This window comes from Shewanella colwelliana (genome assembly GCF_001735525.1).
In the GTDB taxonomy this organism is placed as follows: domain Bacteria; phylum Pseudomonadota; class Gammaproteobacteria; order Enterobacterales; family Shewanellaceae; genus Shewanella; species Shewanella colwelliana.
This window is the reverse complement of the sequence record NZ_MCBT01000046.1, coordinates 433,960-451,053: the sequence shown is the minus strand read 5'-3', so window position 1 is coordinate 451,053 and position 17,094 is coordinate 433,960. Positions and strand designations below refer to the sequence as shown.

The 17,094-nt window shown below is 46.0% G+C and carries 10 protein-coding genes; 4 read left to right on the top strand and 6 right to left on the bottom strand.

Going from position 1 to position 17,094, the window contains the following annotated elements; translation table 11 throughout:
* Positions 1 to 19: 19 nt before the first annotated feature.
* From BEL05_RS17475 to BEL05_RS17465, 3 genes are all read right to left on the bottom strand, one after another.
* Positions 20 to 3,646, bottom strand: a complete 3,627-nt coding sequence (locus BEL05_RS17475; RefSeq protein ID WP_245687017.1) for a pilus assembly protein — start codon at positions 3,644 to 3,646, stop codon at positions 20 to 22.
* A 713-nt stretch (positions 3,647 to 4,359) separates the two neighbouring features.
* A complete protein-coding gene (locus BEL05_RS17470; RefSeq protein ID WP_028762861.1) occupies positions 4,360 to 7,473 on the bottom strand; it encodes a multidrug efflux RND transporter permease subunit in 3,114 nt (1,037 codons plus the stop codon).
* Positions 7,473 to 8,564, bottom strand: coding sequence for an efflux RND transporter periplasmic adaptor subunit (locus tag BEL05_RS17465; RefSeq protein WP_069671942.1), 1,092 nt, complete (start codon positions 8,562 to 8,564; stop codon positions 7,473 to 7,475). The genes BEL05_RS17470 and BEL05_RS17465 overlap by 1 nt, the downstream gene beginning before the upstream one ends.
* 324 nt (positions 8,565 to 8,888) lie before the next feature.
* Here BEL05_RS17465 and BEL05_RS17460 point away from each other — a divergent pair, with 324 nt between their 5' ends.
* The 3 genes from BEL05_RS17460 to BEL05_RS17450 all read left to right on the top strand — a co-directional run bounded on the left by BEL05_RS17460 (position 8,889) and on the right by BEL05_RS17450 (position 11,616).
* On the top strand, positions 8,889 to 9,347 hold the full coding sequence (locus tag BEL05_RS17460) for a GNAT family N-acetyltransferase (protein ID WP_069671941.1): 459 nt from the start codon (positions 8,889 to 8,891) through the stop codon (positions 9,345 to 9,347).
* An 83-nt stretch (positions 9,348 to 9,430) separates the two neighbouring features.
* Complete coding sequence (locus tag BEL05_RS17455) at positions 9,431 to 10,459, top strand: sulfotransferase (protein ID WP_069671940.1); 1,029 nt, start codon at positions 9,431 to 9,433, stop codon at positions 10,457 to 10,459.
* A gap of 47 nt (positions 10,460 to 10,506) precedes the next feature.
* Positions 10,507 to 11,616, top strand: coding sequence for an aspartyl/asparaginyl beta-hydroxylase domain-containing protein (locus BEL05_RS17450; RefSeq protein WP_069671939.1), 1,110 nt, complete (start codon positions 10,507 to 10,509; stop codon positions 11,614 to 11,616).
* A 63-nt stretch (positions 11,617 to 11,679) separates the two neighbouring features.
* On the opposite strand, the gene BEL05_RS17445 is transcribed toward BEL05_RS17450, so the two are convergent.
* Positions 11,680 to 13,269, bottom strand: coding sequence for a tetratricopeptide repeat-containing sulfotransferase family protein (locus BEL05_RS17445; protein WP_069671938.1), 1,590 nt, complete (start codon positions 13,267 to 13,269; stop codon positions 11,680 to 11,682).
* Positions 13,270 to 13,598: 329 nt separating this feature from the next.
* Here BEL05_RS17445 and BEL05_RS17440 point away from each other — a divergent pair, with 329 nt between their 5' ends.
* A complete protein-coding gene (locus BEL05_RS17440; protein WP_069671937.1) occupies positions 13,599 to 14,072 on the top strand; it encodes a LabA-like NYN domain-containing protein in 474 nt (157 codons plus the stop codon).
* A gap of 9 nt (positions 14,073 to 14,081) precedes the next feature.
* On the opposite strand, the gene BEL05_RS17435 is transcribed toward BEL05_RS17440, so the two are convergent.
* On the bottom strand, positions 14,082 to 15,710 hold the full coding sequence (locus tag BEL05_RS17435) for a glycogen synthase (RefSeq protein WP_139151911.1): 1,629 nt from the start codon (positions 15,708 to 15,710) through the stop codon (positions 14,082 to 14,084).
* 9 nt (positions 15,711 to 15,719) lie between these two features.
* A complete protein-coding gene (glgC, locus tag BEL05_RS17430; RefSeq protein ID WP_028762854.1) occupies positions 15,720 to 16,994 on the bottom strand; it encodes a glucose-1-phosphate adenylyltransferase in 1,275 nt (424 codons plus the stop codon).
* Between the last annotated feature and the right edge of the window lie 100 nt (positions 16,995 to 17,094).

Sequence of the window (17,094 nt, the reverse complement as noted above, 5' to 3'; positions counted from 1 at the left end):
TTTCAACAGCAACAACCGCTTAATTGCTACTGTAATAGTAAATTTTATTGGTGCGCAATCGTCCACCGATACAACGCTGATCGCCTGCAGGACAATCTTCATCGGCCTCTTTCTTTACCATTTTATTTGCGGCATCCCCAATTCCTATCAAATACATATAGGCATCACCATCTTTACCCGCACTACCACTATTAGCCGATGGGATAACAAGCTGCGGTGTATCTAACACCAAATCACCTGCTTCTAGATAGGTGTGAGTGTATGTGCGCCCGCCCATGTGCAGGTCAAAACTGTATAAGTAACCTTTACCAGAGGTTAAGCACTGATTACTTGCAGCGGGATTACCCGGTACAAATGTACTAAAATAGACCCGTCCATTGATGATGGTAGCTGACGATAAATTCTTTTCCCCTTTACGGGTAAAGTCATAAAACCAACCCCGTTTGTGGCCAAAGGCAATTTTGCTCGATTTATCATTTATTTCAGCCGTCGTGACATTGTAGAGTTCATCTCGCGTAAGCGGCTCTGGTGCCTTAGGCCGCCCAGTACCACCAAAGGTCTGGGTAACTACGTTCCTATCCTGCAGAGTAAAAAACATATCCTCTCTTGATGTTTCCGATGGTGCAGCGCGATGACCACTACCAACAACGACGGCATCATAAGGAATATTTTGGAAAGTCGTCACTCGGGTCGTTTTACCATTAACGGTGTGATCGGCGACCGCCGTATTATTAAACATGGTTTGCGCTACTGCAGGCCCAGAGAAGAAGCGTCGATTTTGGCTTAAACTTTTGCGATCCCCAAGGGATGCAAATTTAAACCCTGACCAACTCTTCTTGTCAGCTGTTGGCATATCCATGCGCCACACATTTCCGCCGGTATCAGTTGCGTAAATCCTATCGGTAATACCATCACCATCACCATCTAATACCGCGACACGACTTGGAATACTGTCAAGAATGCCAGACAGCTGGCTAGTTGGGCCAAAGTGATGCATCAGCTTGCCAGATTCGGCATTCACAATGAACACCCCACGACCTTTAGTATCACTAGCACCAAGGCTGACTCCATCTTTAGCCGACGGTGAATACCCTGCACCGAAAATCAGCACAGGCGTGACAGCGCCTTTATCATTCTTTATCGTTGTTACCACTGGCGTAGACCATGTTTGACCTAGCTCACTCATACCTGGAGAGTTTGAGTCGATTTTCCACATAAAGCTTGGTGAATCGGGCTGACTAATGTCAATCGCATAGTAACTGTTACCACCTCGGCGCATACCAAAGAACAACCAAGCTTTCTCAATACCTGTACTGTTATTCTTAACGTACGCCACGGGTGAACCATCAACTCCGTAGACAGAATGAACACCTGTAGGAATATTTTGTCGCAGCGCTCTAAAATTAGGTAGCAGTTCGTAAGGCATAAATGCCCAAGTTTCAGACACGGTATTAGTGGTCGTATCATCTTTGAACATATGCATAAAACCATGATTTGTTCCCACTAAAATTCGAATATCAGGTTTACTCTTACTACCGAAGTTCAGTGCTAAGGGCTTTGAATGCAGCGCATCCCCCATGATATCACTGCGCCAATTACTATCAGGATCTGCAATGTTCTGTTGATTCTTATCATTATCAACATCTAAACCTTCAACCCACTTAAATAACGACGGTAGCCAACTCTTATCCACCCCCATAAACGTTGCTAAGGCATCTTTGCCTCCCGCTTTAGATGCCGCACTGTCGATGGTTAAATCAGTCAGTCCACTACCAAGATTACTGTAGATTTTACGCTCACTAGCGCTCTGCATCGCTGAAAGAACGCCGCCCTTCTTCACATCATTACCATCACCACACAGCTTTTTAGGAGTCCAATAGGAGCAAGCATCATCCTTAATATTGCCATCGGCGCCGATAGCAAGCTGATTCTCTGAGTCCCAAACAGTGCCATCCTCTGCAACACGAAACTTCTTAATGTTCCCCACCCAACGCGGACCGCGATCGGGAAGAAACATTGAGTAGTAGGCATAATTAAAGGTTTGCGTGCGATTAAAGTTGTTACTCGCCACTGATGGCGAGGTAAAACTGGCACTGTTTTCTAGCACCTGATTGACCGCTTGCTGAATAGACCCTTGCAACTTGGTGGCATCGGTTGCATCGAAATAACTTCCACCGCCTTTAACCGCCACCTTTTTCAACAACTCTTCAGCCCTTTTAGCCCCTTCACTAAAACCAATGGTATGGGTGATAACATGCTGATCGCCCGTCATATTAGGATTTACATCCTTACGATTCATCCAGCTCGACAGTGCACTCATGTAGCTAGTACTGTGCTTGTCAACACCGCCGGTCAATGTCTTCACCGCGTCATCGGCAGCACCATCTAGGGTTGGAACACCATCAGTAATAAAAACCACATACGCTGAGTTTTGGCACTCTTTAAATGGCGATTGATACTTGCCATTCTTCACAATATCTTTGTCTAACACTTTGTTGTTTTTGACGCTGTATTGCCAGCCATTACCTCTATAATCTTTGTCGTCATCGCCAAACAGTACAGATTCACCTGCAAAGTAGCGATAAGCCTCATACAAGGTTTCACACAATGGGGTGTTCCATGCGTAATCGATAGCGTTAACGCTTTTGATCAGTGTCTTTTTATCACTGGTAGATAAGGTTTTAATACCTGAGATGATACGACCACCGTTACGACCATTGTGCAGCGTGTCATCAGGGCCATTCATATTGAAAATTGCCAAGCCGAAATCAACACCTGGAGTGGTTAATATCACATTGGTGATCGAATCTTGAGCTAACTCAAGACGCGTCTTATTAACTTTTGTCTTCTTGCCGTGATGCCAACGTAAATAATCTTCAGTATAAACGGTTAGTACCCGCCCAGTACCAAAACCCGTCAATAATGCTTTTTCTTTTGCACTTACCTTAACTGAATCAGCAGACCTGCTGTTTGCCGCGGTATACATGACTGGCGACGCGGCAGTACCAACACTGTCAATCGGCAAGCCCTGTTCGACGTTGTTAGCGTTTTTCCACTTACTATCTTGCACATCTTCGAAACAATCGACAGCTCTGGCATTTAATCCATTGTTGTCACCAAACTCGCGCCATGCGCCATTCGCACCACTAAAGGTGTACTTCCTGAAAAATCCAGTAAACACCCCATAAGTGTCTAAGAAATCCCAAGAGCTTTGGCAACCATTGATATTGCCCTTAAACTTACGTCGCTCATTTGGATCATCGGGGTCAGGCAACTTACTATTACCGGAATTTCCCTTTACATAGTAAAGCGTATGACTCTTGCCATAATTGCTTGCCCTCATTCCACCATCACCGGCACTATAAGGCTCATCGACACCATATACAGTTGTGCCCATACTCCCGGAGTTGTCGAACACAATAAGGATTTGTGGACGCTCACCAGTACGCGCGCTCGACTCATACACATAGAGCTCGGTGTCATCGGCTACCGTTGATACCGACATAAACGATAAGCAAGCAACCAACAAAGTAACACTTGCTTGCGCGCCAGTGACCTTTGCACCCAAAAAGCACGCTTTTAGACGCAACCAGAGACTTGCCAATATCGATTGGCCAAGGCTAAAAATATCCATATTGCTAGACATAGTAGTTAAATTTCTTTTTTTGATTAAGACCCCAAACCGCACCAGTGCTAACTATGAACATGCGTAACTAAAATAGTTAAATCGTCTAATATAGAGCAACTGCATAGAACAAAAGTACGATGAAGCGTGGATTTAACACGCGATAGATACAAAATGCAACATTTGTAACTGAAACATTTTCACCATAGAAAATGATGAGCGAATAGACACTGCATAAACAGTGAAACACTAATAAGATAAAATACTTACCAAGTACAGATAGCATTTTAACATTAAGAAACACTCGTGAGATTTAAATAGGATATAAGCGATTGATTAAAAAGAGCACAAGCTCTAATCAGCACAAAAATAAAACAACACGGTACTTTCACTTAATGACACTGATTAATTAACAATCAATTAGGCTTGACCGTAAAAATATTGAAGGTGAATATTTAGTCGAATTTAAAATATTAATATGCACGATTAATTTACAGTTCAATATTCATCAAATTTTTCACCTAAATATAAGCGGGCGGATGATTGCGATATCACTATTAGATATATTGGTAACGTAACATTCCATTATAAAATGATCCCCTTATGGGGTACTAAAGCAAAATGCTAAAGGTAAATCATTACATAATGCTGCCAATCAAATCATTGAGCCCGGTAATCACCTAGGCTCATCAATATTAGCAAGAAGAGTCAACCGGTATAAAGAACCATAACGATTAACTCGCCTTGCTCATTAACGCTTTTTGCGCCGCGATCGCTCTGTCGAGCTCTGCTTCGACAAAACCTGGCGAGCGAGTGTGCCCCGAAATCAAACGATACATAGCTGGGATCACAAACAATGTCACTAAGGTCGCAAACGCCATACCGAAAAACACCACAGTCCCCACGGCAATGCGACTCTCAGCGCCGGCACCTGATGACATGATCAACGGCACCGCTCCCACTAACGTCGTAAAGGCTGTCATTAAAATTGGGCGTAAACGTCTCGCCGACGCATCGATAATAGCTTGTTCAATAGCGAGACCTTTGTCGCGCAGTTGGTTGGCAAACTCAACAATTAGAATGCCATTCTTGGTCACCATGCCGATTAACATGATCATCCCAATCTGGCTGTAGATATTCAGCCCTTGCCCCGTCAAATAGAGCCCCAAGAAACCACCAAAAACCCCCATGGGAACAGTAAACATCACCACCATAGGATTGATAAAGCTTTCAAATTGCGCAGCCAAAACCAGGTAGGCCACCAGCAAAGCCAAACCAAACACCACTAATACACTGCTTTGATTCTCTTTAAAATCTTTAGACTCGCCAGTGTAACTGACAGAGATATCGCTGGGTAAGACCTCTATCGCTTTGGCATCAAGAAAGTCCAGCGCCTCACCTAAGGTATAACCTTCGCCTAAGTTGGCTTTAAGGGTGATCGATTTTTGCTTATTCGTGTGGCTCAGTTTATGGGCCGAAGCCACCTCTTCAATTTGGGTAATGGCATCTAAGGTGACCAACTCACCATTATTGGCGCGCATATAGATCTGGCTGAGATCCGCCATACTATTAAAACTATTCTCATTACCACGCAGGTAAACATCATATTCTTCACCGCGCTCGATAAAGGTGGTTTCGCTGCGGCCACCTAGCATCACCTCTAGGGTTTCAGACACCGCAGCCACACTAATCCCAAGCTCTGCAGCCCTCACTCTGTCGACGGTGACAACCAGTTCCGGTGTTGTTTCAGCATAATCTAAATCGGCCCCCTCAAGCATGGGAGAAAGGTGGGCCTCTTCTTGTAGAACTTGCGCCCACTTAAACAGTTCATCGTAATCTGAGCCGCCCAATACAAACTGCACAGGTTCGCTCGACTGCCCCCTAAAGCCAGGCAACATAGGACGAACCATCACGTCGGGTATCCCTTTTAGCGCCTGGGCGACAATACCAAGTGCCTGCTGGGCATTAATATCTCTGTCTTGCCAATCTTCCAGTTGCATGATGACAAAGCCAGTTTGATCCCCTGCTCGTCCACCAAAAGCGGGGGCTTGGATACTAAAAGATTTAATCACACCTTGACCAAGCAATGGCATTAAGCGTGCTTCTACGATATCCATATTGCCGGTCATGCGGTTATAGCTAGTCCCTTCAGCCCCTTTAACGAAAGCAAAAATGACACCACGATCTTCCTGAGGAGCAAGTTGAGCAGGTACTTGTTGCAGTAACACACCACTGCCCACTACGCAGGCAACAATAATAAATGGCGCTGCAATACGATATTTGACCGCGTTGGCGACGCCGCGGCGATATGTTATCTCTAGGTGAGCAAAGATGCGCTCCATCATCCGATTAAAGCCATTAGGTTTTACATTTGCCTTAAGGATTTTGCTCCCCAACACCGGGGTTAATGTTAATGCCACAATAGATGAGAAGATCACCGACATTGCCAGCATCACTGAAAACTCGGTAAATAGGCGTCCCACCATGCCATCCATAAAGGAGATAGGCAGGAATACCATCACCAAAACAGCTGTGGTCGCAACCACGGCAAAGCCAACCTCCTGTGCACCTTTGTATGCAGCAAGCAGCGGGGACTCGCCTTTCTCTATGTGGTGGAAAATATTCTCCACCACGACAATGGCATCATCGACCACCAAACCGATAGACAAAATCAGTGCCATCAAGGTCAGTAAGTTAATCGAAAATCCAAAGTAATTAGCCGCAATAAAGGCTGAAATGAGCGACACTGGTACAGTCACGGCGGGGATCAATGTGGCACGTCCCTGACCGATAAAGATATAGAGCACAAGCACCACTAAGGCCCCGGTAATATACAGGGTGTTGTAGACCTCGGTGATAGAGCGATCAATAAACACTGTCGAGTCATAGTCAACAGTCAGCTGAGTTCCTTCGGGCAGGAATTTTTGGATCTGGTCTACCTCAAGGTGTACTTTTTTAGCCACTTCAAGAGGATTAGCATCTGACTGCGCCACAATCCCAAGGCTCAGATTGGGAACCCCGTCGCTTTTAAAGGTAGAGTTTTCATTTTCGGCACCAATAAATACCGACGCAACATCTTTAAGGTAAATCGGCGTGCCATCACTGGCCGTGCGGACCACTAAATAATCAAAGTCCTCGGGGTGATGATACAGCCTTGCGGTACGCACTGTCATGACCGTGGTGTCATTGCGCACTTCACCACCTGGCGTTTCGACATTTTCGCTGCGCAATGCCGCTGTGATATCGGCGGTCGTTACGCTACGACCGGCCATCAACTCAGGCTTAAGCTGCACATACATCACCTTATACAGGCCACCCGAAATATTGACAGAACTCACGCCCGTGATCAGGCTGAATCTGTCTTCAAGTACGCGTTGGGCATAGTCAGTTAACTGAGTTCTGTCCATGGTTGACGAGCTTAAATTGATATAAACGGAAGGCTCTCCCGAGCCATTATCTTTCGATACGATAGGATCATTTGCTTCATCGGGCAGACGACGTTGGGCACGTGCTACAGCGTCGCGCACATCACTCACTCCTTCGGTGAGATCCCAATCCATATCAAAGGTGACTGTAATACGCGACATACCATTGCGGGTCACAGAGGTGATCTCATCAATACCACTAATGCCTGTAAGTTCATCTTCCAATGCCGTGGTGATTTGGCTCTCCATAATGGTTGCCGATGCGCCGTCATAGGTCGTCATAACAGTGACTACAGGACTCTCTACGTCGGGCATCTCACGCACGGCCAACTTAGAAAATGACACCACACCGAACACACATAACAGCAAACTTAAAACGATGGCGACTACCGGACGTTTTACCGAGATATCAGACAACACCATTAACTGCGCCCTCTCTCATCGACCTTACCACCCTCGGCAAGCTGTGAAGAGAGATCGTCCACTTGCAGGCCATCACGCATATTAACTAGACCTTGCACCACAATCCGCTCACCAACCTTTACACCTTGGCTAATCAACACCTCATCGCCAATACGAGCACCGAGACTGACCTCGGTACGCTTCGCCCTGTTGTCTGCATCAATCACATAAACAAAGCGTTTAGTGCCAGAATATTCTAAGGCCTGCACCGGAATGACCGGCTCAGAGATTGGCGCAAACCCCACATTAGCCGACATCAACATGCCCGGCTTGAGTTTATGCTCGCTGTTATCAAAATTAACGCGCACCTTCAGATTTAAAGTTTCTGGATTGATCCTAGGGTCGATAGCGATCACTTGGCCTGTAAAGATCTCCCCTTGCCATGCACGATTGGTCGCGGTGACTTGCATGCCAATAGTCAAACGAGAGAGATACACTTCTGGGACTTGAATGTCGAGGCGCATCGACGACAGATCATCAAGACTCAACAGCTCAGTGCCAGCACTGACCATCTTGCCTAAACTAAAATCCACTAAGCCTGCAGTCCCGCCAAATGGGGCTTTAATGGTATGAAAATCCAATTGTGCTTGTGCCGCTTGCAGACGTGCTTGAGCGATGTCAACACTGGCTTTTTGTGCATCAATTTCAGTTTGGGTAATGGCATTTTTAGTAATTAGTTTTGAAAATTCAGCCAGCTTACGCTGCTCGTCACTCAGGTACGCCTTTGCTTCTGCCACGTTCGCTTTAGACTTAGTGTCTTCAATCACCACTAACGTCTGGTTAGCGCTGATCGCTTGATTCGCCTCGACGCCAATATGTTTGATTTTACCCGCAACCTCTGCGGCAATAAGCACTGAGCGAGAAGCCTCAAGTTTGCCAATTAGCGAGATGTGTTGTGACAGCTGATGCGCTGACACAAGGCCACTGACGATGGGAACAACCCGAGCTGGTACGGGTTTGTCACTGGATTTACGCGCCTCACCTAGCTGGCTGTATGCCAATAAACTAAGCACCACGATGAGCAGTACGGTAACACACAGAGTCTTTTTCATAGGTAGGGTTGAGCCATTCAAATCAATAATTTGGTTGAGGGATATTTTAAAGAATAAAATCCGCTTATAGCGTAAAGCAGTGTAAAGCAGCGCAAATCAACACTGAAAAATCACTTTGAAATTGCAACAAAACATGAGTTGTTACCATTAGCAAACAAGTACGCAACCCCAGGCGACTGAAGCGACACATAACCGCAACACATAAGGCGACAAACAAATCCATCACATCAAGCTGAGCCTCTTGGATGAATGAGCCACCACAACTATTTAGCCCTGCGTCAAATTTTGCTACCCTAGCCTATAATATCCACAGTCCAAGCCATTATGATCCTCACCTGGTTAGACCCAAATTCACGTGCAGAGGTGTATCGGTTTTATCGCCAATTTATGCCCTATGCCCGACTAACTAAAAAAGAACTAGTCGCTGTTGGGTATCGGTTAACAACACTTCGACAACCAAGTGTGGCAAGTGACACCATTACAGCGGCCGTTCGACTGAGGCCTATAGGGCCTTACCAGCTATTAACAGGCATGTTAGTTCACCCAGATTATCGCCAACAAGGACTTGGACATAGTTTGATGCAAGCGATTGATAAATCACTTCAAACCACACCGAGCTTTCTATTTTCACTGCCTAAACTCACCCACTTTTACGCCCAACATGGGTTTGTTGAACATGGTGTTATGCCAGCGGAGATAACTCAGCTGTATCAAGGTTATATCAATCAGGGAAAGCAACTGGTATTAATGCGTTATGAACTACAGACGTTAACTAAATCGTAACACCTTGGTTGAGTTTTTTTGTAATAGCATTAAAGTAGGCGCTAATAACAATAAAAAAAACGCCCAAAATTAGGTGATCTCCGTTGACCTCAAACTGCTTCGATAGACCCATCATCATCTTGTCAGCACCGCGCTCTGGTAGCACGCTGTTATTTGAAATTTTATCTAAAAGTAAACACTTATGGACCATAGGTGGTGAAAGCCATGGCGTCATTGAAAAACATCGCCAGCTAAACATTACCCATAAACAATTTGAATCCAACGCACTGGACGAATCTGATTGGAGCCAGCCCTTAAACAATGTCCTACAAGATGACTTTCGGGCCGCGCTGCGAAACAGTCAGGGCGAACCCTATACACCCGATGTCGGCTCGATACGCTTTCTAGAAAAAACCCCAAAAAACAGCTTACGTATCGACTTTCTTAACAAGGTTTTTCCCGATGCACGTTTTATCTTTTTAGTCAGAGACCCCAAGGAAAATATCAGCAGTATTATGCAAGCCTGGCGCAGTCAACGTTTTAGAACCTATCCCGGTCTGCCAGGTTGGAATGGTGACTGGTCACTCTTGCTACCAAAAGGGTGGCAAAAGCTCAAAGGTGCCCCACTCGAATCTGTTGCCACGTTTCAGTGGCAACAGGCCAACGAAACAATCATGCAATCATTGACCAAACTCGCCCCTGAACGTTGGCAGCTAATGAGTTATCACGAACTCATCGCATCACCCCAAACAGCGATTGCAAAATTTACCCAATTTTGTGACATTCCATTCGATGATGCACTGCAAGATTTATGTCGTGGTCCACTGCCCTTTTCACGCTATACCGTATCAAAACCAGCCCCTAACAAATGGGTTAGCAACTTTGGTGAGATACAATCAATGTGGCCACAAATGCAAAGCACGCTAAAACAGATAAATACCTGGTTAACTCGCAGTGGGCAAACACCACTGAGCGAACATTGGCCTGCCGAATTAGCGCCAACTGTCGATGACTCACGCAGTCAGCTAAGTGCCGAGCTAAATTCCCCCAATTACGCTGATGTGGGACGCAATGCACCATGCCCTTGTGGATCAACAAAACGCTTTAAGCATTGTCATGGCAAACTGAGTTAATCTGCGCTGTGACCAATAAACCTATAGCAACAAATCGGGTACCCTAAATGAAGTTGGATCATGAGTTTTACCAGTTACCGCTGACCTTTGATATTGAGCAGTTACAGACAGAGATAGCCCAATTTGATGAAACTGATTGGGTGGCTCACCACGAGAGCTTTAAAGGCAACTCGGCGATAGCCTTAATCTCGGTAGATGGTACCTTTAATAATGAATTTAAAGGGCCGATGAAGCCAACACCAGCGCTCGATAAATGCCAATACATTCAGCAGGTCATTGCCTCCTTCGGTGAAGTTATCGGCCGCTCGCGCTTAATGCGCCTCGCCCCAGGTTGTGAAGTACCTCTGCATAGTGACATCAATTACCACTGGCATAAGCGAGTCAGGATTCATATACCTATCACCACCAACGAGGATGTCATTTTCCATTGCGCCGATAAGCAGGTACACATGGCACAGGGTGACTGCTGGATCTTCGACTCGTGGAAATATCACAAAGTAGTTAACGATAGTAACGAGATGCGAGTACATTTAGTCATCGACACCATCGGCTCTAGCCGTTTCTGGCGCATGATACGCGAGCAGTCATTAGTGTTAGGTGAAGGCACCCACCTGCCTCGAAAACACCTGATGTTTGATACCTGTGCTCAACCGACTATCCGCACCGAACATGTTAACTTCCCCATCATCATGCATCCGAGTGAAGTATCGGCCTTAACCCAGACACTCACAGAGCAAATTGTTAGCTATCAAGGTAACAATGCCGACAACAGCAAAGCATTTATTCAATTGCTTGAAGATTTCAGCTTAGATTGGCAGGAGCTCTGGTCATTATTTGGTGAGGACAGAGCGGGGTGGAGTCATTATCACCAACTACGCCAACGCACCTTATCCTCTGCAGCGCCTTTTGAGCAGCTGGTCATGGTTGACTCGCTCACCTCGGCAATGAAGATATTAGTGCACCTAATCATGGGACCTTGTATGAGCACAGAGCTGGCTCAGCAGCAGGCAACAAAAAACAGTGCGCCACCGACAAACCAAGCAGCTAATGCTGTGAATGTTGCCACTGAGCAACTGCCCGCAGGGCTCACCCGCAATAGTCCATGTCCTTGTGGATCAGGCAAAAAATATAAACAGTGTCACGGGCAATTAGTGTGACCACAAAAACGAGGCTGTACTTTATACCAATCGGTATAAGGTACAGCCCAGCCATCAATACAGCTAAGTAAGGAAAAGTTGGTGTGCTTTGGCAGTGATATCTTTAAGTGTTTGATACTCATCGGCCATATAGGGCTGGTAATGCTCACTCTGCCCTATCGCCTTTTTATTCATTGGGCGCCTGACTTGGCTAGCACTCGGCGTTAACACTGTGCGTGTAGATTCATAAAAACGCAGACAACTTTCTTCAAAGCCTAAACCACAATAATCAAGCATCGCTGGAATTTGCGCATCTGGATCATGCACTAAGCTCTCAAAACAAAGATGATAAATATCCCCAGCGAAACAGTTTTGCCAATGACTCATCAGCTGTAAATACGCTTGCCAGTAAAGGCAAATATGCTCAAGGCTGTATGAGTAATCGTGACCGCGACTAAAGTGCTGCTTATAAACCCCTAAGCCATTATCAGCCGCGTCGCGGATGACATTGATGATCTTGGCTTCAGGAAACAGCACCTTAATTAAGCCAATATGCATAAAGTTATTAGGGTTTTTATCGATAATATAACGGGCGCTAGCTTGCTGTTCTTTTGGCAAATATTGCGAGGCCTGCGCTAAATAGCTAGCACGCATCGCAGCAATCTTCTCTGGCGGTAGTTGCGATAGCATCGTGCTATAGCCCCCTGCCATCTCTAGCTCAAGTGCCAAACGTTCCATATAGGGCAGCTCATCGGTAGCTTCAACCAAACTATGGCTCGCCAGGATCTGCTCAGACAGCGTGGTACCAGAGCGCGGCATACCAACAATAAAAATGGGGATTAAGCTTTTTTGTGCTGAGGTTGTTTGAATCGGTGACAATGGTTTGCTTGCTAATAAGCGCTGAACCAGATCGGTAAAAGGCTGAACTTTAAACGGACGCAAGGGCTGCATCAATTGATTTGCGCGTTTAGCGGCATCGAACGCTTTGCCATAGTCCTGATGCTGCTCATAAATTCGATTAAGCGCAAAGTGAAACAGTGACTGACTCGCTGCAGAAAATTGCGCCGATGCGACATTAGTGGTCAATGCCTGTTCATCCGACTCGGTAAATCGATAATTTTTTAAATCGGCAAGACTCCAATAGCCCGTCGCCTGATTTTGTGGGTCGAGGGCGATATAGTCATGGTACAGCTGAGCGGCTTTAGCTGTATTGCCTTTAGCTTTGTATACGTGACCTAAATTAAGCGATGCCTGTGCCGTTTGCTCTCCCCCTGCCAAGGCTATACTTAATGCTTGCTCTGCTTCATCCATCTTGCCGATGCGGCTTGCATTTATGCCCAGTCTAAACTGCAGTTTTATCTCTTGTGGTGCTTTGACGACTAACCGCGCAAGCGTTTGATAAGCTGTGAAATAATCTTCACGGTTTTCAGACAAAACCACTAAATTATTCAATACCTCATCGTTCTCAAAACCGTTAGCTAAGGCTTGGCAGTAATGATTTTTTGCTTCGACAACATCTCGACTTCTAAAGGCAAGATGCCCAAGAATGGCTAGCGCCTCGCCGTTGTCAGGGGCCCTACGCACCACCTTTCGCGCATAGATGCCTGCCGATGAATATTTGCCTTGAGAATAAAATGCTCTGGCTTCCTCTAAGTTACGTACTTCTCTACTCAATGATGACTCCGGCTATTATTGTTGTTATACCGATCAACTGAAATAGGTGATCTACTGAATTAATTTCAATGCACCTACGTAAAGCAATGCATTATTAACAATATGTCTTTATTGACAATTTACACTTACGCCCTGCTATGTTTGCTAAAAAAATCAGCGCCATAAATGCGATTACTTGGCTTTATCAAGCACTGATAGCAAAGCTATTTTACTGGTCGAGTGTCGAAATGCAACGAAGTGATAACACAGGCTATGACCATAAGATACTTCACAGTCGGCAAACACTCAGGTATGGTTTTTGAGCCTCCTCATTAACCCTTAAGGTTCAAGTGAAAAAACTCGCCATCTTTGTCGATGTCCAAAACATCTACTACACCTGTAAAGAAGCCTATGGTCGCCAATTCAACTACCGAAAACTATGGCAACACTTAGGCTATGAGGGAGAGATAGATAAAGCCTATGCCTATGCCATTCATCGAGGTGACGATGGACAGCTCAAGTTTCAGGACGCACTGAAACATATTGGTTTCGAAGTAAAGCTCAAACCGTTTATCCAACGCAGTGACGGCAGCGCGAAAGGTGATTGGGATGTGGGTATCACCATAGATATTATGGAAGCTGCCGCAGAGGTTGACGCCATTATCTTACTCTCTGGCGATGGCGACTTTGGTTTGCTACTTGGGCATGTTCACCATAAATATGGCGTCGAAACCCAAGTGTATGGTGTACCACAACTCACGGCTAAATCCCTGATTGACGCTGCGACTCAGTTTCATCCCATCGACACAGCCTTGCTCCTATAATGACGACGGTTAAGTCGCAAACTGATAGAGCTGCTCACAATACGCCTTCGCTGAGCGTGACCAATCGAAACGCTTGGCCTTTGCATTATCACAGATAGCTTGCCACTCAGCGGTTGCCATCTTAGGTAGTAGAGCATCAAATCGGCGCAGCATCTCACTTGCCTGCTCGGCGATGCTATCGCCGAAAAACACAAAGCCATTCTCCTCATCGTTGACGGTATCTAGCAAGCCACCCACTCCATGCACTAAACAGGGCTGGCCCGCCCTCATCGCTAACATCTGACTAATACCACAAGGTTCAAACGAGCTCGGCATGATAAACAGTGAACCTTCATCATACAGAGCCTGCGACAAAGATAGGTCAAAGCCATTAAGAAACAGAAAATTATGATTACAACTGGCGAGTTTGGCCAGCGCTTGCTCAATCTCACTGTCGCCACTGCCTAACAACACCAACACCCCTCGCGGTGAACATTGTTCCAGTCGCGCTAACAGATGCGCCAATGTACTAATTCCCTTGTCATCTTGATGAAGTAGAATCTTCACCTTTTGGTCGGTTAAGCGCCCCACAGAAGTGAGAATCGTTCTTGGTTCAATACTATCGCCCAAGGCTCTGTTGAGCCTTGCAATTGTCACGAGAGCAATTTGGTCGACACTGCGCAAGTAGGGATGATTCACCATCCACCGTTGCAGTGCATTTTCAGCCTGACTAAGTAGCAGCGCCATGGTATCTAAGCCCCCTTGCTCCAAGGCTTTACGGGCTGACAGCTTGCGGCTCGATGGCGAAGCTCTCTCATACTGGCAACCGTTGAGTATGCCAAACAATTGCTGGTGTTGCTGTTTTACTTGCAAGTCTTCCTCTAAGCCTTCACCACCATAAAACCCCCGCTGTGCATCAGATCGCTGCAACACCTCTTTGGCATAATTTGGAGAGACCAGGTGGACCTTGTCACTTAATACAATTGCGGCGCGCAAAGGGTTAAAACAGTTAAGGTAACGTCTATCACAGATATGGTTAATCGCTTCATCGCTTAAATGACGATAGAGCTGCGGAAACCATGACTGCAATGATGAGTGCTCATTATTGAGCGGACGTGTCCCCTGTATTGCTAAATTATGAATCGTTATGGTGCTAGGAATGCGTTGCAAAATTTGATGCTCTGGCGAATAAGCTCGCAACAACGCCATCACGCCACAATGCCAATCATGTAGGTGGAGATGATCTGGCAACGCAATTGTTTGTTGTGCCAATGCCGTCGCAACACTGGCACAAAACAGCGCAAACTTATTGGCATCATCTGCAAAGGGTCGATCGCTTTGCCCTAGCGTATAGACATTGCCGCCATCATCAAATAGCGGATGGTCAAACAGGTAGAGGTTCACTTCAGGCAACTGCGGATGAACACATTGGTATAAGGTTACCCAATGAGGCTGTCCATAAAAGCTCACTTTAACCATAGTTTGCTGGCTCACGGTCAGTTCTCGATGCAGAAAACCGTAACTTGGCATGGCAATGTCGGCGCACACACCATAGGGATATAGCGCATGGGGGAGATCACGGATCACATCCGCCATACCACCAACTTTAGCTCCGTTCAGCGCACCATTTTCGGCCGCAAGCATCAATACTCTTTTCATTGCTAGCCTCTACTCATAACCCACAGGTAAACCCAACATATCGCGAGTCACTAAGGTAATACCGCCCTCTGAAACCCTAAACCCACGCGCCCTGTCATGGTCATGATTGTGACCTATCACTGTGCCCTCGGGGATAATGCAGCCTCTATCTAAGATGGCATTTTTTATTTGGCAGTTACGCAGCACCACCACATCAGGCAACACCACAGCGTTCTCCACACTGGAATAGGAACAAACCTGCACTTCATTAAACAACACACTGCGCCTGACGGTTGCTCCAGAGATTATGCAACCACCCGACACAATCGAGTCGAGTGCCATGCCACGACGATCATCATCATCGAAAACAAACTTAGCCGGCGGTAACTGTTCCTGAAAGGTCCAGATAGGCCATTTGGCATCATAGAGATTAAGCGCTGGCGTGGGTGATAACAGTTCCATGTTGGCCAGCCAAAATGAATCTAAGGTCCCCACATCGCGCCAATAAGCTTCTTCATCAGTAAAGCCACTCTTAAAAGGGTGAGCATAAACTTGATGGTCTTGAATGATCGACGGAATGATATCTTTACCAAAATCTCGGTCAGAGCTTTCATTCATCGCATCTTTTTTTAGCTGTTCAAACAGAAACTCGGTATTGAACACGTAATTACCCATTGATGCTAAGCAATTTTCTGGGTTATCAGGTAGGTGCTTTGGCAATTCAGGTTTCTCCTCAAAACCTAAAATCTTGTTGTTACCATCGACCTCGACTACACCAAAAGCCCCAGCAGCTTCAGCAACTGGCACCTCTAAGCACGAGACAGTCATGTCAGCCCCAGACTCGGCGTGAGCCGCTAGCAAGCCCGCGTAATCCATGCGATACACATGATCCCCCGAGAGGATCATTACGTATTTAGGCAGTTCATGCCGAATAATATCGATATTTTGAAACACTGCATCGGCAGTCCCCTGATACCAACTTTCGGAATACCTTTGAGAGGCGGGTAAGATCTCAACCGACTCGCCGAGCTCTTTCTTAAAGTGGCCCCAACCTCGCATCACATGCCGAATAAGCGAATGTGATTTGTACTGGGTTACCACACCAATACGGCGAATGCCTGAATTAACACAGTTGGACAATGGGAAGTCGATAATACGAAACTTACCGCCAAAATAGAGTGAAGGTTTAGCACGCCAATCGGTCAACTCATGCAGCCGAGAACCGCGGCCTCCCGCCAAAATCAATGCATAGGTATCTCGGGTCAAATTACTGATATAACGTGGACTAGGGCTTATATTAGGCATAGGTACTCACTCCTTGAGAAGATAGCGAACAGATATTTTTGATGGTCAACAGTGTTGAAGCCCTGCTATTAAAATCGATATTGATGGCATTGTGATGACA